Source organism: Streptomyces sp. NBC_00829 (assembly GCF_045161795.1).
Taxonomy (GTDB): Bacteria; Actinomycetota; Actinomycetes; order Streptomycetales; family Streptomycetaceae; genus Streptomyces.
The window spans coordinates 3,432,000-3,453,745 of the sequence record NZ_CP108867.1 but is presented as its reverse complement, the minus strand read 5'-3'; the positions used below and the strand labels follow the sequence as shown (position 1 = coordinate 3,453,745).

21 protein-coding genes and 2 pseudogenes are annotated in these 21,746 nt (G+C 69.1%); 11 read left to right on the top strand and 12 right to left on the bottom strand.

Annotated features, from left to right (window positions below):
- Positions 1 to 47 precede the first annotated feature (47 nt).
- On the bottom strand, positions 48 to 1,814 hold the full coding sequence (gene argS, locus OG293_RS14820; RefSeq protein ID WP_405999260.1) for an arginine--tRNA ligase: 1,767 nt from the start codon (positions 1,812 to 1,814) through the stop codon (positions 48 to 50).
- A 258-nt stretch (positions 1,815 to 2,072) separates the two neighbouring features.
- On the opposite strand from argS, the gene lysS reads away from it, so the two are divergent.
- Both lysS and OG293_RS14810 read left to right on the top strand, forming a co-directional pair.
- The gene (gene lysS / locus OG293_RS14815) at positions 2,073 to 3,806 is read left to right on the top strand and encodes a lysine--tRNA ligase (protein ID WP_405999259.1); all 1,734 of its coding nucleotides are present in this window, start codon (positions 2,073 to 2,075) and stop codon (positions 3,804 to 3,806) included.
- A 92-nt stretch (positions 3,807 to 3,898) separates the two neighbouring features.
- On the top strand, positions 3,899 to 4,024 hold the full coding sequence (locus OG293_RS14810) for a hypothetical protein (protein WP_405999258.1): 126 nt from the start codon (positions 3,899 to 3,901) through the stop codon (positions 4,022 to 4,024).
- A gap of 246 nt (positions 4,025 to 4,270) precedes the next feature.
- On the opposite strand, the gene OG293_RS14805 is transcribed toward OG293_RS14810, so the two are convergent.
- The 3 genes from OG293_RS14805 to OG293_RS14795 form a co-directional block, all read right to left on the bottom strand.
- Positions 4,271 to 5,671, bottom strand: coding sequence for a DUF2637 domain-containing protein (locus OG293_RS14805; protein ID WP_405999257.1), 1,401 nt, complete (start codon positions 5,669 to 5,671; stop codon positions 4,271 to 4,273).
- 151 nt (positions 5,672 to 5,822) lie between these two features.
- Positions 5,823 to 6,545 (bottom strand): DUF3558 family protein, encoded by a 723-nt coding sequence (locus tag OG293_RS14800; RefSeq protein ID WP_405999256.1) that lies wholly within the window; start codon positions 6,543 to 6,545, stop codon positions 5,823 to 5,825.
- Positions 6,546 to 6,668: 123 nt separating this feature from the next.
- Positions 6,669 to 7,514 carry a DUF3558 domain-containing protein gene (locus OG293_RS14795; protein WP_405999255.1) on the bottom strand — a complete coding sequence of 282 codons (846 nt, stop codon included), beginning with the start codon at positions 7,512 to 7,514 and terminating at the stop codon, positions 6,669 to 6,671.
- A 172-nt stretch (positions 7,515 to 7,686) separates the two neighbouring features.
- Here OG293_RS14795 and OG293_RS14790 point away from each other — a divergent pair, with 172 nt between their 5' ends.
- The gene (locus OG293_RS14790; RefSeq protein WP_405999254.1) at positions 7,687 to 8,880 is read left to right on the top strand and encodes an RtcB family protein; all 1,194 of its coding nucleotides are present in this window, start codon (positions 7,687 to 7,689) and stop codon (positions 8,878 to 8,880) included.
- A 98-nt stretch (positions 8,881 to 8,978) separates the two neighbouring features.
- Complete coding sequence (locus OG293_RS14785; RefSeq protein WP_405999253.1) at positions 8,979 to 9,608, top strand: hypothetical protein; 630 nt, start codon at positions 8,979 to 8,981, stop codon at positions 9,606 to 9,608.
- 176 nt (positions 9,609 to 9,784) lie between these two features.
- Here the strand turns inward: OG293_RS14785 and OG293_RS14780 are convergent, their stop codons facing one another.
- The gene (locus tag OG293_RS14780; protein WP_405999252.1) at positions 9,785 to 10,111 is read right to left on the bottom strand and encodes an SCO0607 family lipoprotein; all 327 of its coding nucleotides are present in this window, start codon (positions 10,109 to 10,111) and stop codon (positions 9,785 to 9,787) included.
- A 443-nt stretch (positions 10,112 to 10,554) separates the two neighbouring features.
- Here OG293_RS14780 and OG293_RS14775 point away from each other — a divergent pair, with 443 nt between their 5' ends.
- A complete protein-coding gene (locus tag OG293_RS14775) occupies positions 10,555 to 10,701 on the top strand; it encodes a hypothetical protein (RefSeq protein ID WP_405999251.1) in 147 nt (48 codons plus the stop codon).
- Positions 10,702 to 10,807: 106 nt separating this feature from the next.
- Here the strand turns inward: OG293_RS14775 and OG293_RS14770 are convergent, their stop codons facing one another.
- Together OG293_RS14770 and OG293_RS14765 are read right to left on the bottom strand one after the other, a co-directional pair.
- Positions 10,808 to 11,626, bottom strand: a complete 819-nt coding sequence (locus tag OG293_RS14770) for a S1 family peptidase (protein WP_405999250.1) — start codon at positions 11,624 to 11,626, stop codon at positions 10,808 to 10,810.
- 410 nt (positions 11,627 to 12,036) lie between these two features.
- A complete protein-coding gene (locus OG293_RS14765; protein WP_405999249.1) occupies positions 12,037 to 12,387 on the bottom strand; it encodes a beta/gamma crystallin domain-containing protein in 351 nt (116 codons plus the stop codon).
- A 265-nt stretch (positions 12,388 to 12,652) separates the two neighbouring features.
- Between OG293_RS14765 and OG293_RS14760 the strand changes: the two are divergent.
- Positions 12,653 to 13,103: pseudogene (locus OG293_RS14760) on the top strand (protein kinase family protein); the annotation flags it as partial.
- A 105-nt stretch (positions 13,104 to 13,208) separates the two neighbouring features.
- On the opposite strand, the gene OG293_RS14755 reads toward OG293_RS14760, so the two are convergent.
- Positions 13,209 to 13,901, bottom strand: a complete 693-nt coding sequence (locus tag OG293_RS14755) for a TetR/AcrR family transcriptional regulator (protein ID WP_405999248.1) — start codon at positions 13,899 to 13,901, stop codon at positions 13,209 to 13,211.
- A gap of 132 nt (positions 13,902 to 14,033) precedes the next feature.
- On the opposite strand from OG293_RS14755, the gene OG293_RS14750 reads away from it, so the two are divergent.
- Both OG293_RS14750 and OG293_RS14745 read left to right on the top strand, forming a co-directional pair.
- Positions 14,034 to 14,762 (top strand): DUF4386 domain-containing protein, encoded by a 729-nt coding sequence (locus OG293_RS14750; protein ID WP_405999247.1) that lies wholly within the window; start codon positions 14,034 to 14,036, stop codon positions 14,760 to 14,762.
- Positions 14,763 to 14,795: 33 nt separating this feature from the next.
- A pseudogene (locus OG293_RS14745) lies at positions 14,796 to 15,044 on the top strand (hypothetical protein); the annotation flags it as partial.
- A gap of 30 nt (positions 15,045 to 15,074) precedes the next feature.
- Here OG293_RS14745 and OG293_RS14740 read toward each other — a convergent pair.
- Positions 15,075 to 15,695, bottom strand: coding sequence for a hypothetical protein (locus OG293_RS14740; protein WP_406003855.1), 621 nt, complete (start codon positions 15,693 to 15,695; stop codon positions 15,075 to 15,077).
- A gap of 899 nt (positions 15,696 to 16,594) precedes the next feature.
- Here OG293_RS14740 and OG293_RS14735 point away from each other — a divergent pair.
- The gene (locus OG293_RS14735) at positions 16,595 to 17,518 is read left to right on the top strand and encodes a DUF2637 domain-containing protein (protein ID WP_405999246.1); all 924 of its coding nucleotides are present in this window, start codon (positions 16,595 to 16,597) and stop codon (positions 17,516 to 17,518) included.
- 141 nt (positions 17,519 to 17,659) lie between these two features.
- Here OG293_RS14735 and OG293_RS14730 read toward each other — a convergent pair whose 3' ends face one another.
- Together OG293_RS14730 and OG293_RS14725 are read right to left on the bottom strand one after the other, a co-directional pair.
- On the bottom strand, positions 17,660 to 18,424 hold the full coding sequence (locus OG293_RS14730; protein ID WP_405999245.1) for an SDR family NAD(P)-dependent oxidoreductase: 765 nt from the start codon (positions 18,422 to 18,424) through the stop codon (positions 17,660 to 17,662).
- A gap of 73 nt (positions 18,425 to 18,497) precedes the next feature.
- Complete coding sequence (locus OG293_RS14725) at positions 18,498 to 18,833, bottom strand: YnfA family protein (RefSeq protein ID WP_406003598.1); 336 nt, start codon at positions 18,831 to 18,833, stop codon at positions 18,498 to 18,500.
- A gap of 88 nt (positions 18,834 to 18,921) precedes the next feature.
- Here OG293_RS14725 and OG293_RS14720 point away from each other — a divergent pair, with 88 nt between their 5' ends.
- Both OG293_RS14720 and OG293_RS14715 read left to right on the top strand, forming a co-directional pair.
- Positions 18,922 to 19,404, top strand: a complete 483-nt coding sequence (locus OG293_RS14720) for a hypothetical protein (protein ID WP_405999244.1) — start codon at positions 18,922 to 18,924, stop codon at positions 19,402 to 19,404.
- Between the two features lie 44 nt (positions 19,405 to 19,448).
- Positions 19,449 to 20,180 carry an AAA family ATPase gene (locus OG293_RS14715; RefSeq protein ID WP_405999243.1) on the top strand — a complete coding sequence of 244 codons (732 nt, stop codon included), beginning with the start codon at positions 19,449 to 19,451 and terminating at the stop codon, positions 20,178 to 20,180.
- 83 nt (positions 20,181 to 20,263) lie between these two features.
- Here the strand turns inward: OG293_RS14715 and OG293_RS14710 are convergent, their stop codons facing one another.
- The gene (locus tag OG293_RS14710) at positions 20,264 to 21,721 is read right to left on the bottom strand and encodes an FAD-dependent monooxygenase (RefSeq protein WP_405999242.1); all 1,458 of its coding nucleotides are present in this window, start codon (positions 21,719 to 21,721) and stop codon (positions 20,264 to 20,266) included.
- Positions 21,722 to 21,746: the final 25 nt, after the last annotated feature.

The window sequence follows — 21,746 nt, the reverse complement described above, 5'->3', positions numbered from 1 at the left end:
TAGCCGTAGCCGTAGCCGTAAGTCGTCGCCGTAGGCCGTACCGCGGGTCAGAGGCGCTCGGGCGTGCGGATGCCGAGGAGTGCCATGCCCTGGTGGAGCGTGCGGGCGGTGATGTCGCACAGGAACAGGCGGTTCTCGGCGACTTCCAGCGGCGGCGCCGGCTTCACGACCGGGCACTCCGCGTAGAACGTCGTGTAGAGCGACGCCAGCTGGTAGAGATACGCGGCCAGCTTGTGCGGCTCGTACGACGAAGCCACCTCGCCCAGCACCTCGCCGAACTGGTCGATGTGCAGGCCCAGCGCGCGCTCGGCCGGGGCCAGTTCGAGCTCCGGGTGGGCCGCCGGCCTGCGGTCGCCCGCCTTGCCGAAGATCGACCGGATACGGGCGTAGGCGTACTGGAGGTACACCGACGTGTCGCCGTTGAGCGAGACCATCTGGTCCAGGTCGAACTTGTAGTCCCGCGCCGCCGACGTCGACAGGTCCGCGTACTTGATCGCGCCGATGCCCACCTGGGTGCCCCGGTCGGCGATCTCCTCCTCGGTGAGCTGCTTCTGGACGTCCTTCTCCCGCACGACCGCCGTCGCCCGCTCGATCGCCTCGTCCAGCAGGTCCACCAGCCGCACCGTCTCGCCCTCACGGGTCTTGAACGGCTTGCCGTCCTTGCCGAGCACCGTGCCGAACGCCAGCTGCACCGCGTGCACCTTGTCGTTCAGCCAGCCGGCCCTGCGTGCGGTCTCGAAGACCATCTTGAAGTGCAGGGACTGCCGTGCGTCCACCACGTACAGCAGGCTGCTCGCGCCCAGGTCCTGCACCCGGTCGCGGATCGCGGAGAGGTCGGTCGCCGCGTAGCCGTAGCCGCCGTTCGACTTCTTGACGATCAGCGGGGTCGGGTTGCCGTCCGGGCCCTTCACGTCGTCGAAGAAGACACAGAGCGCGCCCTCGGAACGGACCGCGACACCGGTCTCCTCAAGGATCCGGCAGGTCTCCTCGAGCATGTCGTTGTAGCCGGACTCGCCGACGACGTCCTCGTCGCGGATCTCCAAGTCGAGCTTGTTGAAGACCGAGTAGAAGTAGATCTTCGACTCGTCGACGAACTTCTGCCAGAGCGCAAGGGTCTCCTCGTCGCCGGACTGAAGGGCCACGACCCGGTCACGGGAGCGCGCCTTGAAGTCCTCGTCCGAGTCGAAGAGCGTCCGTGACGCCTTGTAGAGGCGGTTCAGGGAGGACATGGCCTCCTCGCCGGAGACCTCGCCGCCCTGGTGGTCCAGTTCGTGCGGATGCTCGATCAGATACTGGATGAGCATGCCGAACTGGGTGCCCCAGTCGCCGATGTGGTGGCGCCGGACGACCTTCTCGCCCGCGAACTCCAGGATCTGGACCATCGCGTCGCCGATCACGGCCGAGCGCAGATGGCCGACGTGCATCTCCTTCGCCACATTGGGCTGGGCGTAGTCGATGACGGTCGTGCCGGCGTTCTCGGCGTACGGAACGCCGAGGCGCTCGTCGGCGGCGCGGGCCGCGAGGGTCCTGACGATCGCCGCGTCGGTGACCGTGATGTTGAGGAAGCCGGGGCCGGAGACCTCGATCTCCTTCAGCTCGCCGTCGGCGCCGATCGCCTCGACGACCTTGGCCGCCAGCTCGCGCGGATTGCCCTTCAGCTTCTTGGCGAGCGCCAGGATGCCGTTGGCCTGGAAGTCGGCCCGGTCGCTACGTCGCAGCAGCGGGTCGGCGGAGCCGGCCTCCGGCAGGGCTGCCGAGAGGGCGTCCGCGAGGCGCTGCTGCACGGTCGAAGCGAGGGAAGGGACCGAGGCCATGAGCTTCCGTTCCTGTCGAGAGGTCTCTTTCGGTTGTCAAGTGTCCCATGGGGCGGCCACCGCTCTCTCCCAGGTTTTCCTCGCGGTTTCCATCCGGTCGCCGGGCCGCTTCCCGGCAGGTCTTCCGACTGGTTTTCCGACTGGTTTCCGGCCGGATTTCCGGGTGGTACGGGCAACCCGCGAGGGGCCCCTTCCGTCTGGGACAATGGCGTACGACGCCTGTCGAGAACCCATAGAGACCCCCAAGCATTCAAGGACGTGCCGATCGTGGCTCAGAGCAGCACCGAGACCGACTGGGTCTCCCGTTTCGCGGACGAGGTCATCGCCGAGTCGGAGCGACGTGCGCCTGGCAAACCGGTCGTCGTCGCGTCCGGGCTTTCGCCGTCCGGCCCGATCCACCTGGGCAATCTGCGGGAGGTCATGACCCCGCACCTGGTCGCCGACGAGATCCGGCGGCGCGGGCACGAGGTCCGGCACCTGATCTCGTGGGACGACTACGACCGCTACCGCAAGGTGCCGGCCGGGGTGGCCGGTGTGGACGAGTCGTGGGCCGAGCACATCGGCAAGCCGCTGACGTCCGTGCCCGCGCCGGGCGGATCGTCGTATCCGAACTGGGCCGAGCACTTCAAGGCCGCGATGCTTGAGTCGCTGGCCGAGCTGGGCGTCGACTACGACGGCATCAGCCAGACCGAGCAGTACACCTCCGGTGCCTACCGCGAGCAGATCCTGCACGCGATGAGGAACCGGTCGAAGATCGACGCGATCCTCGACCAGTACCGGACGAAGAAGGCCGCCCCGAAGAAGTCGCAGAAGCCTCTCGACGAGGCGGAGCTGGAGGCGGCGGAAGGCTCCGGCGCGGCCGAGGAGGACGACGGCAGCGGCGGCACCGCGGGTTACTTCCCGTACAAGCCCTACTGCGGGCAGTGCGACAAGGACCTGACCACGGTCGTCTCGTACGACGAGGGGACCACCGAGCTCGTCTACACCTGCACGGCGTGCGGCTTCGGTGAGACGGTCCGGCTGAGCGAGTTCAACCGCGGCAAGCTGGTCTGGAAGGTCGACTGGCCCATGCGCTGGGCGTACGAGGGCGTGATCTTCGAGCCGAGCGGTGTCGACCACTCCTCGCCGGGGTCGTCGTTCGTCGTCGGCGGGCAGATCGTGCGCGAGATCTTCGACGGTGTGCAGCCGATCGGCCCGATGTACGCGTTCGTGGGCATCAGCGGCATGGCCAAGATGTCCTCCTCGCGCGGTGGCGTACCGACCCCGGCCGATGCGCTGAAGATCATGGAGGCGCCGCTGCTGCGCTGGCTGTACGCGCGCCGCAAGCCGAACCAGTCCTTCAAGATCGCCTTCGACCAGGAGATCCAGCGGCTGTACGACGAGTGGGACAAGCTGGAGTCCAAGGTCGCGGACGGGACCGTGCTCGCCGCGGACGCCGCGGCGCACGCCAGGGCGGCCCGGACGGCCGCGGGCGAGCTGCCGCGGACGCCGCGCCCGCTGCCGTACCGCACGCTCGCCTCGGTCGTCGACATCACGGCGGGCCATGACGAGCAGACGATCCGGATCCTGAGCGACCTGGACCCGTCGAACCCGCTGTCCTCGCTGGACGAGGTCCGGCCCCGGCTTGACCGCGCCGAGAACTGGATCACCTCGCAGGTCCCGGCGGACCAGCGCACCCTGGTCCGTGAGGAGCCGGACACGGAGCTGCTCTCGTCGCTGGACGACGAGGGCCGTGAATCGCTGCGGCTGCTTCTGGAGGGCCTGGACACGCACTGGTCCCTGGACGGCCTGACGACGCTGGTCTACGGCGTCCCGAAGATCATGGCGGGCCTGGACCGCGACGTGAAGCCGACGCCGGAGCTGAAGGTCGCGCAGCGGTCCTTCTTCGCGCTGCTGTACCGGCTGCTGGTGAGCCGGGAGACGGGGCCGCGGCTGCCGACGCTGCTGCTGGCGGTGGGCGCGGACCGGGTGCGGAAGCTGCTGGGAGCGTAGGTGGAGGCGGGCGGGGCCTCTGGCCCTGCCCGCCACGTCTTCCGGCCCGGTGCGCGCTGCCGGCCCTGACGGCGGCCACCCCCTGGCCGGAAGTGGCCGCGTTGATCGCCGAGGCCGGTGAATCCGGCGGCGCGAAGCACCTCGCGCAGGCCGGTGCCGTCCTCCACGATCTCGCGCGCGTGGAGCGGGAAGCCATGCAGGCTCTGAGTCGGCTGTAGGTCACCCGGCCGTCGCGGAATCCTTGGTGGACGGGCCCGGGTCGTGCTCGGCGACGCGGCCTCGCGCCGTCAGGTCCGCCTGCTGGTCCGGGGCAACGGCCGTTGCCGCGTACCGATCACAGGGCGGACCCCGTCCTGCGGGCCGACCGGCGCCTACGTCGTACTCACCGCATCTGGCACAGCGTCATGGACCCGGACGAGACCGTCCGGCCGCCGGCACCGTCCACACCCTCCGGGGACGGAAACCTAGGCGATGTGTTCCGCTTCCAGGTCCGACTGGAAGCGGTTCTTGAACTCGGGCATGAACTGCCGCAGCAGCGCAGCGCTGCGCGGGTGCCGGATGCCGTGCGCGTCCGAGAGGTGTATGTCGAGCTGCTCGGTGCTCGGCCAGTCGCTGTGTTCCTTCACGTACGACTCGAAGACCGGATACGCCAGCTCACGGAACTCCTCCGCGTCGGCCGGAGCCTCGGGGAACTCCTCCTGCACCGCCTCGGGGGCCGTGCCGTCGATCCGCGGCCCGGGGACCACGCCGCCCAGCGGCCGGGTGCGGCCCGGGCCCGCCGGCACGCGCACGGGCGTGGGCTCCAGGCCCTCCACGTACGTCGGGTTGAAGGCGCTCTCGTACGCCTCCTGGTACGCCTCCTGCGGGACCTGCGGCGCGGCGAACCAGGGGCTCTCGTGGTTGCTGGGGGCTTCCTCGGTCTGCTGCTGGGCGGGCTGGGCGGGCTGGGCGGGCTGGGCGGCCTGGTCCGGGTACTGCTCCTGCTCGTACTCCCGCTCGTACGGGTCCTGCTCGTACTCCTGCGCGTACGGCTCCTGTTCGTACTGCTGCTGGTACTCGCCGTGCTCCTGAGGCCACTCCTCGGCCGGGGCGACAGCGGCTGCACTGACCTGCTCCGGCCGTCTGACCTGCGCGCGCGGCAGCTCCGGCTGGTGCTGCGCGGGCGGCGCGGGCGGAAGGAGCACCGGATCGACGCCCGCCGCGGCGAGTCCCGCGGCGGCCGTGTCCGCGAGCGGGACGCCGAACTTCGCCAGCCGCAGCGGCATCATCGCCTCGACGGGGGCCTTGCGGCGCCACGCGCGGCCGTAACGGGCCTGCAGGCGCGCCTGGTAGATCAGTCGGTCCTGCTCCAGCTTGATGACCTGCTCGTAGCTGCGCAGCTCCCAGAGCTTCATGCGGCGCCACAGTTTGAACGTCGGCACGGGGGAGAGCAGCCAGCGGGTGAGGCGGACGCCTTCCATGTGCTTGTCGGCGGTGATGTCCGCGATCCGGCCGACCGCGTGCCGCGCGGCCTCGACGGAGACGACGAACAGCACCGGGATGACGGCGTGCATGCCGACCCCGAGCGGATCCGGCCAGGACGCCGCGCCGTTGAAGGCGATCGTGGCGACCGTGAGGAGCCAGGCGGTCTGGCGGAGCAGCGGGAAGGGGATCCGCAGCCATGTCAGCAGCAGGTCCAGGGCGAGCAGTACACAGATGCCCGCGTCGATGCCGATGGGGAAGACAAGGGAGAAGTCGCCGAAGCCCTTGCGGAGGGCGAGTTCGCGCACGGCTGCGTACGAGCCCGCGAAGCCGATCGCGGCGATGATCACGGCGCCCGTGACCACGAGCCCGATGAGTATGCGGTGCGTGCGTGTGAGCTGCATCGCGGCCACCCGCGATCCCCTCCCGTATTCGAATCTGGCGGGCACAGCCTGGCACATGCTTTCGGAGCCCGTCCCTCCGGGCGTCCCACGGGTCCTCCCGCGAGGTTCGTGCGGGGAGTGGCGGGCTCCGTCAACAGGCTGTGCGCGGAACCTACTTGTTGGCGACGCCCACGGCGGCCGCGGCCTCCTTGGCCGCCGTCACCGCGCCCTTCACCAGATCGGCCGAGGCGGGGGACTTGGCGCCCGCGTATCCCGTGCCGTTGTAGGTGAGCGTGATCACGACGTTGCCGGTGCGCGTCACGATCGTGGCGTAGGTGAAGTCCTCGCCCGTCTTCTTCAGTTCATAGCCGATGGCCGTGGCAGCCTCGCCGACGCCGCCCGCGGGCGAGGTCCGGACGCTCTTCGCGCCCTCGGTGGCCTGCGCCTTGGCGATCTCCTTGGCGTAGTTGTCCTCGGCGCGCTGCTGGCCGCTGGCGCCGAGCGACTGCTCGGAGTCGTACCGCAGAAAGGCGACGTCGAGCCAGCGGTACTGCGAGCCCTTCACGCCGTCGTCGTCCAGACCGTTCCAGGAGCAGCTGCCGCGGCTGGTGGTGTCCGAGGACTTGCCGGTCGTGCCCCCCTTGGCCTTCGTCTCCGGGACGAGCTGCGTGATCGTCTTCGCGGAGATCGTCTTGCAGGGGTCGGGAAGCTTGGCGTACTTCGCCGGGTCGACGGCCGCCACCTTCTTCCCGGCCTGCGACGTGGCGGAGGAGGACGAGTCCGAGCCCGACGTCTTGCCACTGTCGGAGTCCGACGAGCAGCCGGCGGCGACGAGCATCACCGGGACGGCTGCACAGGCGAGAATGCGGGTGAGTCGCGGGGCTGAACGGTGCATGGTTCCTTCAGTCGATTGTCGTACGGTCGGTCCGGTCGGCGAGGCCACGGTACGCGGACACGGCGCGTCCGCGCCTGTGTCGCCGTTAACGGAAGCCATTTCGCAATCGATCCGGAAGGCCCGTCAGCCGATGAAGTCGTCGACGAGCTTTGCGGCCAGACTCTGGGACTTTTCCTGTAGTTCCTTGCTGTCCGGGATCTCCGTGATGCGCGCGGGCTGCTCGCCGTAGACGATCGTCACGATCACGTTCGATGTGCGGAAGACCACGCTTACGGTGCGGCGCTGGGCGGTGGATCCGGCCCCCGCTCCGGTGAGGACATCGTCGATGAAGGCGGCGTCGCCGAGGCCTTCGAGGAAGCGGGGCTGCAGGCCGTCCGGCGTGCCGGCACCCGTGCCGTCGGCGTCGGCGCTGCCTGTGGGTGTCGCGGTGGGTGTGCTCTTGGGGGTGGCCGCACGCGGGGCGAGGTGCGGTGCCGAGCCGGGGAGCGGAGAGGACTCCTGGACCTTGTCGTCGCGGGGTTTCTCCGGAGCCGGCACGGAGGAAGCGGCCTGCTTCTGGGCGAACACCTCCTGGGCCCGGTCGTCGTCGCTGATGGCCGTGTCGTAGGAGACGACGCGCTCGAAGTCGACGCTGAGGTGATGGGAGGCGTCCGGGGAGTCGGCCTTCCAGCTGCAGCCGACACGGCGGTCGGTGTCATAGGTGACGGCGGACGTGCCCCGCAGGATCTTCTGCTGCTGCTCCTCGGGCAGTTCCGCGGCTCCGGGCAGCAGATCCTTGAGGGTGGAGCGTGCGATGGACCCGCAGGGTTCGAGGAGTGTGCGGTACTTGCCCGGGGCCGCGATGGATGACGGGGTGCCGCCGGCTTTGGAGTCGATGGCGGAGCCGTCGGTGCCGGTGTCGGCGGTGCAGCCGGCGACGAGCGCTGCGAGAAGCGCCGCGAGGCCGGGTACGTACGCCTTTCGCTGCACGGTCCCAGGCTCCCTTCGAGAGGAAAAACGGTTGCCGCGCGATGGCGGCCGCTGGACACAATGTCTATCGCACGCGCAGCTGTGGATGCCGGTCCGTTGGGGGATATACGGGCGCAGGTCCAGTTTTTGCGCTCTGAGACTTTTCATGGTGTTTCGGGGGAATCGAGGAAATATGTCGTACGTAGAGGTGCCGGGAGCCAAGGTCCCGATCAGGATGTGGACCGACCCTTCGACGGTCGAGGGCGGTGCCATGCAGCAGCTGCAGAACGTGGCCACCCTGCCGTGGATCAAGGGCCTGGCCGTGATGCCGGACGTCCACTACGGCAAGGGCGCAACGGTCGGTTCGGTCATCGCGATGCACGGCGCGGTCTGCCCGGCGGCGGTCGGCGTCGACATCGGCTGCGGAATGTCGGCGGTGAAGACATCGCTGACCGCGAACGACCTGCCGGGCGATCTGTCCCGGCTGCGCTCGAAGATCGAGCAGGCGATCCCGGTCGGCCGGGGAATGCACGACGACCCGGTCGACCCGGGACGGCTGCACGGATTCCCGACGAAGGGGTGGGACGACTTCTGGGGCCGGTTCGACGGGGTGGCCGATGCGGTCAAGTTCCGTCAGGACCGGGCGACGAAGCAGATGGGTTCGCTGGGGTCGGGAAATCACTTCATCGAGTTCTGCCTCGACGAGTCGGGTTCGGTATGGCTGATGCTGCACTCCGGATCCCGGAACATCGGCAAGGAGCTGGCGGAGCACCACATGGGCGAGGCCCAGAAGCTGCCGCACAACCAGGGCCTGGTCGACCGTGACCTGGCGGTCTTCATCGCGGACACCCCGCAGATGGCGGCGTACCGGAACGACCTGTTCTGGGCGCAGGAGTACGCGAAGTACAACCGCGCGATCATGATGGGACTTTTCCAGGACGTGGTCCGTAAGGAGTTCAAGAAGGCGAAGGTCACCTTTGAGCCTGTCATCTCCTGCCACCACAACTACGTTGCGGAGGAGCGGTACGACGGGTTGGACCTGCTGGTCACGCGGAAGGGCGCGATTCGGGCGGGCAGTGGCGACTTCGGCATCATCCCGGGCTCGATGGGAACCGGCTCGTACATCGTGAAGGGCCTCGGGAACGCGGCGTCGTTCAACTCGGCCTCGCACGGGGCGGGTCGGAAGATGAGCCGGAACGCTGCGAAGCGGCGGTTCTCGACGAAGGACCTGGAGGAGCAGACGCGGGGTGTGGAGTGCCGTAAGGACTCCGGTGTCGTGGATGAGATCCCGGGTGCGTACAAGCCGATCGAGAAGGTCATCGACCAGCAGAAGGACCTGGTGCAGGTGGTCGCGAAGCTGAAGCAGGTCGTCTGCGTGAAGGGCTGAAGGCGCCGGTCATCGAGAGGTCGTGGACGGCGCACAGCGTGCGCCGTCCACGGCTTCTCTCTCGTGGAGCGGTTCACCGACGGGGGGGGGGTCTTCGGGTGGGTACGGACATCAGCGGGTTCGTCGAGTGCAGGGCGTGGCGTGCCGATGAGGGGGAGCGAGACCTCGTCTGGCGGGCCGCAGCCGACCTGTTCCTGCTCAACGACACCCGGAACTACGACGCGTTCGGCTGTCTCTTCGGGGTGCGCAACTTTGCCAACTTTCGGCCGCTGGCCGCCGAGCGTGGCAGGCCCGTCGACGCATCGGAGGAGGTCCGGGCCGAACTGGACCGGCTCGCCCCGTGGCCGGATCAGGCCTACGGCACCACGTGGATCACCTGGGCGGAGCTGGAGGCGGTCGACTGGGATGAGCCGGCCGAGCGGCCGGACAGCCGCATCCACCAGTACCGGCAGACCCCCGACGGACTGAGACTTGTCGGCAAGTCGGGCTGGTCCCCGGAGTTCGCGCGGGCTGTCGGTCTACAGCAGCAACTGTCCGGGCCGCGGCCGACCTGGCCCGAGGGAACGGAATGGCTCATCGGCGACACCCTCTACAGGTCCGAAACGCTCCGCCGCCGGGACGCGGTCCGGGAGGACGGCGAGTGGAAGCCGGTCTGGGACGCGATGGAAGCGCTCGCAACGGAGCATGGCGACGATCATGTGCGACTGGTCGTCTGGTTCGACGACTGATCGGCAGCAAGAACTGGTGCAGGTGGTCGCCAAGCTCAAGCAGATCATCTGCATGAAGGGGCTGAGATACAGCACTCACGTGGTCGACAGGCCCCGGACGGGTTGCTGACAACGGTCCTGAGAGCTTTCTCGAACCGTTCGGCAGTGGGACGCCACCCGGAGCGCGGGCCGTCCGGTCAGCCCGCGTCCGGCGCGTCGATGACGTTGCCGTCCTTGTCGAGCGTGTGGGTACGCCAGTACACGTCCCACTTGTCGTCGACCTGCTGCGGCACCTTGCCCTCCGGGTATCGCACAAATCCAGCCGGAGGCTGTTCCCCGTCCGAGACGCAGGCGGAGCCTGTGCCTCCCACGGACAGGACGGGGTATTCGCCGCTCCCGCAGATGTCCTCCTGGTACTCGATGGAGGAACAGCCGGTGAGGACCACGAATGCGGCCGCGCCCACGAGAGCGGCAGCGGCGATACGGGAGCTTCCGGGGCGGAAGGCGGTGGTGGGTCGGCTCATCCTGCGTGGCATAGGCACGATTGTCTCCAGTCGTTCGGTCTGCCCCCACTGTCGCCGCCGACAGCCGCCGAGCCCTGAGTACGCGTACTCAGAAAGCGCCCGCATCGATGCTCAACACACGGCAGCCCCTGGGCGTGCGACAAGTGTCGGGCGCGGGTCCGTGCGCTACGGGCCGGGGTGCCGCAACGGGCGCGTCCGCGGCGGCTTCCTGACCCGCACCATCGAAGCGCAGGTCACCGACGCCTTTGTTCGGCTCATGCGGTGCGCCACTGCTGATGCTTGTCTCCACGCCGAATACTCGTCGGTGTGACACGAATCGGCCCGAAGGCTGCTTCTGTTGAGCGCGGCTCTGAGGTGCTGGAGGTCGATCGAGAGGGGTCGCAGCGATGCGGTGGAAGATCCACGGGGAACGTCCGATCTGCCAGATACCCATGGGTGAATCTGTGGCTGGCGGACGTGGAGCAACCGGCCTTCACGAGGCCCTGCTGGTCGAGCTGCGCAGGGCCGCTCTCCTCGACATGGACGACTGCTCGATCGACGGCTCCCACAAGCCGTGCCGGGAGCCGCGGCGGGTGAAACGATCGGTCTGAGAAGTCGGTGATCGGCCTGGTCGGCTGCCGGGGGGGGGGGGGGGCGAAGGGCAGAACGCCCCTCCCGCGGGAGGGGCGTTCCGTGACCGGTGTCAGGCGGCGCCTGTCACTTGGTGCCGAGCTGGGCGGTGATCTTTGAGGAGAATTCGCTGACACGCGTGTAGAGGCCGGGATAGCCCGGCTTGCCGCAGCCGACGCCCCAGGACGCGATGCCGGCGAGGACACCGTTGACCACGAGCGGCGTGCCGCTGTCGAAGTCGCAGGTGTCGACACCGCCGTGGGTGAAGTTGCCCGCGCACGTGTACTGGTGGGGGTCGTACACGGCGCCGTACGAGGTGGCGCTCGCACAGGAGGAGTCGGCGATCACCGGGGCGGTCGCGGTGCGCAGGACTCCCCCGTCGAGGGCGCCGGAGGACGTGTTGCCCCAGCCGAGGATCCGAGCGGTCCGGCCAGGTTGATAGAGGTCGCGTGAGTTCGGTGCGGCGATGGGCAGGGTCGGAGCCTTGATCGGTGATTTGAGGGTGAGGACGGCGACATCGTTGGTGTAGCCGGTCTCACCCTTGTGGGTGAAGGTGGCGTAACCCGGATCGCGCCAGATGCTGGCGACGCTCGTCTTGGTGCCGGCCAAGGACAACATTTTGTCGCGACCGGAGACCACCTGCAGAAGTCCTGGAACCTTGAGGAAAAGGTCGACGCAGTGCCCGGCGGTGAGGACCTTGGTCGGGGCGATCAGCGTGCCGCCGCAGAAGGAGAACGGGAGCAACGCGGGCGTGATCGAGACGGCCCAGGGGTAGTCCGCCGCCCGGGCCCGCTGGCCGCCCTGGATTGCTGCGGCAGGACCGGCGGCGGTGAACAGCGCGGAGCACACCAGGGCTGTTGCCGAAAGTGCCGTGATGGCGCGCTTGTGTATAGCGGTGATGCGCACGACAGATGTCTCCTTAAAGTGCAGTGAGGTTCGTTCGGTAAGGCGGGGTTCTCAAGATCCCGACAGCGTCGGCTGCTTACCCCGCGGCCGTCCTGCGGCAAGGACGGTGCCCTCCAGGAGGACACCTCCGGTGCGTCACGCGCTCACGCGTCTGCGACCAGTGCGGCCATCGGTCGGTTCGGCAGGCGCCCGGCTCTGCGGGACTGCCGCCGCAAGGCCGAGCGAGTCGCCGCTCGGCAGCCCTGCCCGCGCCGCGGCAACCGCGCTGTCCGCGGGTCGACACCGGCTGGAGCGGGTCATGCTCCCGCCCGGGCCGCCCGAAGCGACGAAGCCGCCTCGGCATCCGGCGAATGCCCAGGTGAGCAGCTCAGTTCGAGGCCCGTTTCAACACCGGACCCCAAGAGACGAGCTCAGCTGATTTGGACCGCCTGGACCTGCACGGTGCCAACCGTGGAGAAGGTCAGCTCATGCCAGCGCCCGAGGCGATGCCACGTCCCGTCAGCTTTCCACCAGATGTCGTTGTTGCCAGTGCTGATCTTGCTGACCCACATCCCGCCCCGGCCAAAGCGCTTCGAGAAGTCGAGGTCTCCCGCGTTCGCCCAGCAGCGATCTGTTCTGTAGTTCTCCGTTATCCGTAGAAAGTCCTTATGGTCTCCACAGTCCACACTGCTGATGGCGAACGCGGGGGCGGTGGGGATGCCCGCGCCGAGCGCGAGTGTCAAGGTTGCGGTTGTCGCGATTTTCTTGAAGCTCAACTTCACTGGAGTGCCTCAACTTCCCAAGAAATTCGGGGGTTTCGTGCTGCCGCAGACCTAGATGGACGCCGACGGCAATGGGTTCCCATCCTTACAAGAACCTGACAAAAGCGTTGGATGTGTCGGCGGCTGATGAGGCGGGTGGCGAGGCCAAGGAACGCTTCATGGATGTCGTCGCATCGTTCCCATCGGATACGGGAGGTGTCGGAATCCATGGGGTCAGGCAAAGGTGCGCTCGACGACCCGCCGGTGGACGCCGAGCCCGGAGAATTCCCTGGCAGACCTTCACTCCAAGGGCTGAGCCCATGGAGACGTGCGACCGGCTCACTTCATCATCGGCCCCGAGTGGACGCACCTGATCGACCTCGCCCTGGCCCGTGGTGGGCACGTGGCTGAGCGGTACGACTTCCCGTTCCGCAGCTGCCTCGCCCCTACGAGGCCCACGAGATCTCGCGTAGCGTCCCTCCGGCAGGAGCAGCGGAGCCGACGCAAGCAGCCGACATCTACGCCCTCGGAGCGCCGTTGCTCGTCTCTGCCACCGGGCGGCGGGCAGTCGAGTACCCCGACGACGCCCCACGCCCGGGTCTGAGAGAGGCAGTCGTCAACGGCCGGCGTCGGCCCGTGACCACGGCTGGAGTGCTGGGCGGGGTATTCGAGGCGATGCTCAACCATGCACCCGAAGAGCGGCCCACCATCACGAAGTGGGCAAAGCCCTGAGCTGAGCGCTACAGCCGGCCGTGCCCTCGACGCCGCCGATCGGCGGCTGACCTTCCGTTCCGGGCTGACGGTGCCGAAGCCGGCGGTCCGCCCACCGGGAAGAGAAGGCCCTAGGGGCCCGTCGAGGTCCACTTGCTCTGCCGGAGTCTGTCGCAACCGTCCAGCAGGAGGTCGAGGGCGAACTCGAACTCGGCCTGGTCGTCGCATCCTTGGCCGACCACGGAGGTCTCGTCGTGGGCCACCGCCGTGGCCATCTCGGCGATGTGCGGGTATGCCGCCGCCATCTCGGGGGGCATCTCCGCCCGCCCTTCCGGGCCGGAGGGGGCCGAGTCGTCGAACAGTTCCTGGCTGAACCCCAGCAGGCGGCTGCCCATCGCGTGCATCACGTGATGGGTGAGATCGGCGGAGAAGCCGCCGGCCCGGAAGGCACCGATCATCGAGTCCAGGTACGCGAGGAGCACCGGTGTCGGATGCGTCCGTGACGTGATGACCTGCGATGCCCAGGGGTGACGCAGAAACGTCTGTCGCGCCGACAGGATCCGCTGCCGGACGGCACTCTTCCAATCGGTCCCGTGGACGGGGGGATCGATCTCGCCCACGACGACATCCACCATGCCGTCCAGGAGCTCTTCCTTGTTGGAGACGTGTTTGTAGAGCGCCATGGGCACGACACCCAGTGCCTGCGCGAGCTTGCGCATGCTCAGCGACGCGACCCCGGCCTCGTCGGCCAGGGCGACGGCGGCGCGCAGAACACGTTCCCTGCTCAGAGGGTCCCGGCGTGCCGTCCCCGTCCGCTCGGTCATCCCCACCGTCTCCCCACCGTCTCCTCGCCGTCCGTCGTCGAGCTGCTGCCCGCCCTTGACGAGTGTACGCCGTACACCTACCGTGAGCCAGCGTGGTGTACGCCGTACACCCGCTGAGGGAGAGGGGTGCATGTGGACTCGGCAAGAAAGACCGCTGTGGTCGCGGGCGGATTGTTCCTGGTCACGGAGATGGCCGCGATGGGGGCGCTCGCCCTCTACGGCCCGGCCCTGGACAGTGCCGCGTACATCACCGGCTCCGGTGCCGACGGCCGGGTGTTCCTCGGGGCACTGTGCGAGCTGGTCCTCGCGGTCGCGGTCGTCGGCACCGGGGTGACGCTGTTCCCGGTCCTGAAGAGACGGAACGAGGGCATGGCTCTCGGATACGTCTGCGGTCGTCTCCTGGAGGCCGCCGTCATCGTCGTCGGAATCATCAGCGTGCTGTCGGTCGTGTCCCTGCGGCAGGACGCGGCACAGGCTCAGGGCGCCGACGCCACCTCCGCCGCGACTGTCGCAAAGTCGCTGGGAGCGGTCCATGACTGGTCATTCCTCTTCGGGCCCGACCTCGTCCTGGGGGTGAACACGCTGCTGCTGGCGCATCTGATGTACCGGTCGGGACTCGTGCCACGGCCCATCGCCGTGCTGGGGCTGGTCGGTGGCACGCTGATCTGCGCATCGGGGATTGCCGTGATGTTCGGGCTCTACCCGCAGCTCTCCGTGTGGGGGTCCGTCGCGGCCGTCCCGGTGTTCGCGTGGGAGGTGGCGCTCGCCGTCCGGCTCATCGCCCGAGGGTTCGGACCGGCCTCGGTCGGGGTCTCCCGGCGAAATGACGAGTGGTGGGCTGCCGCAGGCGAAGGGGCTTGAGTCTCCGTCAGGGGGAGGCGGGAGGGCGAGGGCATGCGCGGCGCACACGCTCTCCTCGGTCCTGATCTGGCCCGGCGGACCGGGTTGACGGTCACGGCCATCCGTTTCTACCCGGACCGGGCGATCGTCCCGCCTGCCGCCTGCCGCCTGCCGCCTGCCGCCTGCCGCCTGCCGCCTGCCGCCTGCCGCCTGCCGCCTGCCGCCCGGCCGGCGGGCCTCTGTTGCTACGGCCTCGATGCCGTCGCACGTCTCGACCTCGTACGGACGCTGCGCGACCTGGGAGAATGCGTTCGGGCCGTCGGCTTGAACGCCCTACTGCGCGGGCAGCCGCTGCTCCATACGTTGCAGCGCGTGGGCTGCGAGCCGGCTGAGCTCGGCCTCCGCTTCGGCCGGTCCGAACACCGTGACTTGCAGGACGGCCTCCTTCTTGCGGCCCGTCATGGCGAGGTAGGCCTGATTCAACTTCTCGCCATCGATACCGACGGTCTTCCTGCCCACCTCGGACACCACTGTGTCGAAGCCGGACACCGGCGGATTGGCGGCCTCGCGGATGCCCTCGTAGCGTGCTTGGCCCTCATGCTGGGCCGGGCAGCGGTGGATCCCTTCCTGGATGTCGGCCAGGTACTTCTTGGCTGTGGTCACGTTGTTGTACACACGCGATTCGGAGTACCCCTCAGTGGCGGGCTCCTTCCGGGCGACATTCCGGATCAATACCGCGAGTGTGCCGGGCCGATCATCCTTGATGATCACCTCGCAGTCCCTCCGCAGCACCAGCTCCCCCTCATCGCCGGGATCACCGTTTTCGACGAAGCCGGTTCCCCAGTCTTCGGCTGTCGCGGCCGTCCGGGCCACGAGTTCTCTCGGCGTCGCGGGCGATGTGCTCCCGGAATCGCCGCCGATAAGCAGAACCAACCCCACCACGAGTCCCGCCACTACGAGAGTGCCGACGATGACCCATGTCTGAAACCGACGTGAGCGCCACTTCGACCGGTCCCGGCCGGAGCCCGGCGGGCCAGGGACATTCCCAGGCGGAGGGGTGGGGGACAGCGGACCGATCGGCGGCCCGGGCGGCGGTTGCGAATTCATTTGTGTCCCCTACCCCCCGGCGCAGCGTTGTCGTACCCGCCAACCGGGTCTCAGGAGGCTGAGAAACGAGGGCGCCGGTGCCCGACAGCCTCGACACGGGCGTTGGTGCACGCTCCGGAATCCTGCTGCGGTACCACTGCCCGCCGTACTCCGCAGGAGCAGGCGGTCGACCGCGTCGAGGCGCCGTGGAGGCGAAGGCCGCGCGGGGGTGCGCGTGCGGCAGCGGGTTCCGGTAGGACGTCCGTAGGGGTGGTCCGTCGAAGGGTGCCCGGCCGTCCGCCGGGCACAGGGGGCGCCGGGTGAGGACGGTCGGCCCGTCGGGCGGCGGTGTGTGGGTCGGTGTGCGCGCCCCGTCTTTTAGGAAGAAATGATAGGTATCTGAGCAAATCGGCTAAACAGCTCAAATCTCACCCGATTGCCGCGCACCGGGGTTAATGCCGGGGTCGTTGTTCGGGACGTGACGAAAACACAGCCCCCAGCTGCGGTCGCCGCCTGGCGTGTGGCCGCTGCTCACGCGGCCCGATCGGGAGAGTGGGCCTTCGCCCCCGCTTCCTCGGAGTGCGTACCGGGCGGAAACGCGACGCTCCACTACGAGAACCAGCGAATCGAGTTGAGGTACTCCTCCTCGGTGCTCGAGGACCTTCTGATGGCGATCGGCCAGATTCAGTCGGAGTACTACCGGCGCTCGAACGCGGCACACCTCTCGTCCGCCGCCGACAGTGACGGATGGATGGGGCGAAGCACTCGTGTATGAGGAGTACGGGCCATACGGTTCGGGGGCCACGCACCCCGATGCGAGCGGGTACGGCACCTGGAGGGACTCCTATCCCACCATCCCCGTCAACGACTACTCGCTGGGCGGCCAACAGACGATTACTCCCATGGATCTGACGGCCCTTGACGCGTCGTGGGATCCCGCGGTGGAGCTGGAGCAACTGCTGCAGACCACCGGTGGACATGATTTCGTCACCGTCACTTCTGTCCCTGGCCGGACGGAGGTTCAGGATGACGACGCACTCCTGGCGCCGGACGCAACCGCCGTCCAAGCCCCTTTCGCCGGGCTCACGCCCCGCGGCCACCGCCGGCGACGCCCCTCGCGCACGAGCAGGTTCACTCTGGTGCAGAAGACGAGTTTCTGCATTGCCGCGCTGGCCGCGGTCATTGTCTCCATGGTCAGCGTCTTCGGCGGCATGGTCGCCATGGACCCGCTGCGGCACATCGCCGCGACACGTGCACCCGACGGCCTCGTCGGCTGGTGGCCGCTTCTGGTCTACGGGCCCTGGATGGTCGCTTCCCTCTCGGTCCTGCGCGCCGCGCTGCACCAGCGTCGTGCGGTGCACTCCTGGTCCGTGGTGCTGTTCTTCTCGGGCGTCGCCACCTTGCTGTGCGTTGTCCAGGCGCCCAGGACGGTCACCGATGCGGCGGCGGCCGGGCTTCCGTCGCTCGCGGCTCTGGCCTGCTTCCAGCAGCTCGTCCGCCAGATCACTCTGACCAGGCCGCCGCGCCAGGCGACCGCGCGCCACCGTCCGTCCACGGTCCCGGCCGCCCGGCGCCCGTCCGACGGGCAGACCGTCAAGGACGCCAAGGACGCACGCACATCGGCGGGCGCGTCCGACGGGGTGTTCCGTCAGCGAGGACAGCCTGAAGGAGGCGGCTTCCCGAGCCGGTAGCCCGGGAGCGATTCCCTGGGAGTGATCGTCCGGAAGCCGGAAGCCGGAAGCCGGAAGCCGGAAGCCTGCGCGGCCCCATCGGCCGGGGCTGCGCCTGATCCCGATCCCGCGCTTGCGGGGCCGACGAGGCGTTGGGCGGGGTCAGAGCGCCCGGTGCACCTTGGAGTTGGAGGCCTGGGCGCGGGGGCGGACCACCAACAGATCGATGTTGACATGGGAGGGGCGGGTGACCGCCCAGGTGATGGTGTCCGCGACGTCTTCGGCGGTGAGCGGCTCGGCCACGCCCGCGTACACCTTGGCGGCCTTCTCCTGGTCCCCGCGGAAGCGGGTCGTGGCGAACTCCTCGGTCTTCACCATGCCCGGCGCGACCTCGATCACCCGGACCGGCGTGCCGACGATCTCCAGGCGGAGGGTCTCGGCAAGGACGTGGGAGCCGTGCTTGGCGGCGACATAGCCCCCGCCTCCCTCGTACGTGGCGAGGCCCGCGGTGGAGGAGAGGATCACCACCGTGCCGTCGCCACCGGCGGTCAGGGCCGGGAGGAGGGCCTGGGTGGTGTGGAGCGTGCCGATGACGTTGACCTCGAACATCTGGCGCCAGTCGGCCGGGTCGCCGGTGGCGACGGGGTCGGCACCCAGCGCGCCGCCGGCGTTGTTGACGAGGACGTCGCAGCGGTCGAGGGACGCGGCGAACGCGTCGACGGCCGGTCGGTCGGTGACATCGAGGGCGTACGCCGTGGCTCGGTGGCCCGCGGTGACGAGCTCGGCGGCGAGGGCTTCGACGCGGTCCTTGCGGCGGGCGGTGAGGACGACGTGGTACCCGGCCGCGGCGAGGCCGCGGGCGGTGGCGGCTCCGATGCCGCTGCTCGCTCCGGTGATGACGGCGACGGGGATGCCGGCGGCGGTCATGTCCTACTCCTCGCGCATGTGATCGATACGCCGCCAGGATAGGCGGCCGTCCGCAGCTGCCTGGTGTCCGGTGTCAGCGGCCCCGTGGGGCATACATGATCAACGCCATGCCCGCCAGACAGACCAGCGCGCCGATCACGTCCCAGCGGTCCGGGCGGTAGCCGTCGGCGACCATGCCCCAGGCCATGGATCCCGCGACGAACACCCCGCCGTACGCGGCGAGGACGCGGCCGAACTCGCCGTCCGGCTGGAGAGTGGCGACGAAGCCGTACGCGCCCAGGGCGATCACGCCCGCTCCGATCCAGACCCAGCCGCGGTGCTCCCTGAACCCCTGCCAGACGAGCCACGCGCCACCGATCTCGAAGAGGGCGGCGACGACGAACAGGGCGATCGAGCGGACCACGAGCATGAGGATCAGCCTGCCACGCACGGCGTCGACGACGCGCCGGACTGACGGGCAATCAGGAAGATAAGCTAACAAAAGGTATCTTCGGGTCATGTGTGTGATGCGCGGAATGCTGACGGCGGTGTCCGTGGCGGTGGTGATGGTGGTCGGCGCGGGGGCGAGTGCGGGCGCGGGTGACCGGGTGATCACGCCGGAGGCGGATGTCGCCCACCACGGCCATGTCACCTTGACCAGTGGGCGGCTCGGGGTCTCGCTGGCCTCCGAGAGCCATGGTCCCGCCAACCTGTGGAACGCGACGGTGCGGCTGTCGTTCTCGGTGGCCATGTCCAGTGCCCGGGCGCTGCCCGCCGGATGCCTGTGGGGCGGCGACAAGCTGGTGCTGTGTGCGACGGGCCCGCTTACCGCCGGCGGCGTCGTCCGTGCGCTCTCGCTCGACCTGCGGACGGTCGGCACGCCGGCCGAAGTGGTCGTGCGGGTGGGCACCCAGTGGAACGGCGGCGCGACCGACAGGAACCCGGCCAACAACGAGCACAAGGTGCTGGCGCCGGCCACGGGTGACGCGTACGTCTTCTGAGCGGCGCGTCGGCGCATCGTCGGCGGGTCGGCGACACTGGATGAGTGATTGTCGAACGTGCGTACGCACACCTCTCCTCGTACGACGAGGGTGCATGGCCCTGGTCGGTGCCGTGCGTCCGGCAACTGCTGGACGAAGGACTGCGCTTCACCGCGCCCGTGACCTTCCTGGTCGGTGAGAACGGCTCGGGGAAGTCGACCCTGGTCGAGGCCCTGGCGGAGGGCTTCGGGCTGGACTCCTACGGGGGCTCCCACGACTGGCGTTATGCCTCGCCCCGAGGGAAGTCCCAGCTCGGTGAACGGCTGCGGTTCGACGCGGCGCCGCGCGGGCGGCGGATGGTCAGCAGCTGGTCGGCGCGCAAGGGCTTCTTCCTGCGGGCCGAGACCGCGCTGGACGCGCTGGACCGGGAGGGGTTCGCGCCGGATTCGGTCAGTCATGGTGAGGGCTTTCTCGCGGCGTTTCGTGGGAAGTTCCTTCAGACGGGGCTCTGTGTGATGGACGAGCCGGAAGCGGCCCTGTCCTTCTCGTCGTGCCTCGAACTGATCGGGCACATCGACCAGTTGGTGAGGCGGGGCGGTCAGGTCATCTGCGCCACGCACTCCCCGCTGCTGACCGCCCTGCCGGGAGCGGACATTGTCGAGGTCGGCGAGCACGGCATGAGGCGGGTCGCCTGGCGGGACCTCGGCGTCGTCGACCACTGGCGTCGCTATCTCGCCGACCCGCAGTCCTACCTGCGGCACATCCTCGAACAGGGCCCTTCTGCGGGCCGGGGATGAGCCCGGCAGGATCCGAAGGCACAGGCTCCTGGGGGCACTTCGCCGGTCGCTCGCCGTGTGGGCGCGGGGCGGCCGGTAGACCGTCAGCGACCCTGTGCCCAGGCGATGTAACCGTCCGGGCGGATCAGGAGTGCGTCGCTGCGGTCCGTCGTCCAGTGCGCCCGTATGACACTGCCGGGAGCGGCCGGTGCCGCCGGGACACCGCCGGGTGGGGCCACCAGCACGAACCGGCCCTCGCGCAGCAGCTCGTAGAGACGGCCCTCGGACAGGGCGAGGTCGGGGGCCCGCCTGCCCGTCAGCCGGTGGGCTCCGCGCGGGGCGTCGTACGCGATCCCGATGCCGGAAATCATTCCCATCGCCCGGGACGCGGCGGGCCGGAAGGCATTCAGGAAGCGGGAGGCGAGGGAACGTATGGCGCGCTGGAGCGGCGTGTGGGCCATGGCGAGACGGACGATCGCGCCGCTGCTGCGCAGCACCATCTCGCCCACGCGGTGCCGCTCCGTCTGGTAGCTGTCGAGCAGCGCTTCGGCGTCGGGCGCCTCGCCCCGGACGACTGCCGCGAGCTTCCAGGAGAGGTTCGCCGCGTCCTGCAGGCCGGTGTTCATGCCCTGGCCGCCCGCGGGGGAGTGGACATGTGCCGCGTCGCCCATGAGGAAGACGCGGCCTGTCCGGTAGGAGGGGACCTGGCGCTCGTCGCTGTGGAAGCGGGAGATCCAGCGCGCGTCGTGCATGCCGTGGTCCGTGCCGAGGGCGAGGCGGGCGATCTCGCGTACTTCGTCGAGGTCGACGGGTTCACTGTCGGGGACCTGTCGGCTGCGCTTCCAGCCCATCACTCGGTACCAGCCGTCGCCGAAGGGGGCGATGAAGGCGAAGGCGTCCCCCGCGCCGTTGACCGTGAGGAGGTCCTCGGGTTCGTCCGCGAGCCGCACGTCCGCGAGGACGATCGAACGGATCACGGAGACGCCGGGGAAGGGCAGGCCGAGGGAGGCGCGCACCGCGCTGCGGACTCCGTCGGCGCCGACCAGATATCGGGCACGCAGTGTGCTCCGCACTCCGTCGGTGTCAAGGACCTCCGCGGTGACCTCGTCGGCGTCGGGTGACTGGCTCAGGCCGACCAGCTCCGTGCCGTACCGGAAGGACACGCCGGTGGAGAGCGCCCGGCGCTCCAGCAGGTGCTCCACTTCGTACTGCGGGGTGATGAGCAGATACGGGAAGCGGGAGCGGAGCCGGGACAGATCGAGCGAGAGCCGGCGGAAGAGCCTCAGACCGGTGATCGGTGTGCCCGTCCTGACCAGCTCGTCGGCGAGTCCCCGGGCGTCCAGCAACTCCAGCGTCCGGGCGTGTACGCCGAAGGCGCGCGTCATGTTGCTCGTCTCGTGCGGGCGGCGCTCCACGACGGTGACCGAGACGCCCGCGGCGGCGAGATCGCCGGCGAGCAGCATTCCGGTCGGGCCCGCGCCCACGACGATCACGTCGGTGAGATCGCCGGGGGTCCGGCCGGTCGGACGGGATGTGCTTTCTGTGCCGGGCTTGCCGGGCATGGCTGCCTCCTGGGTGCCAACGCTT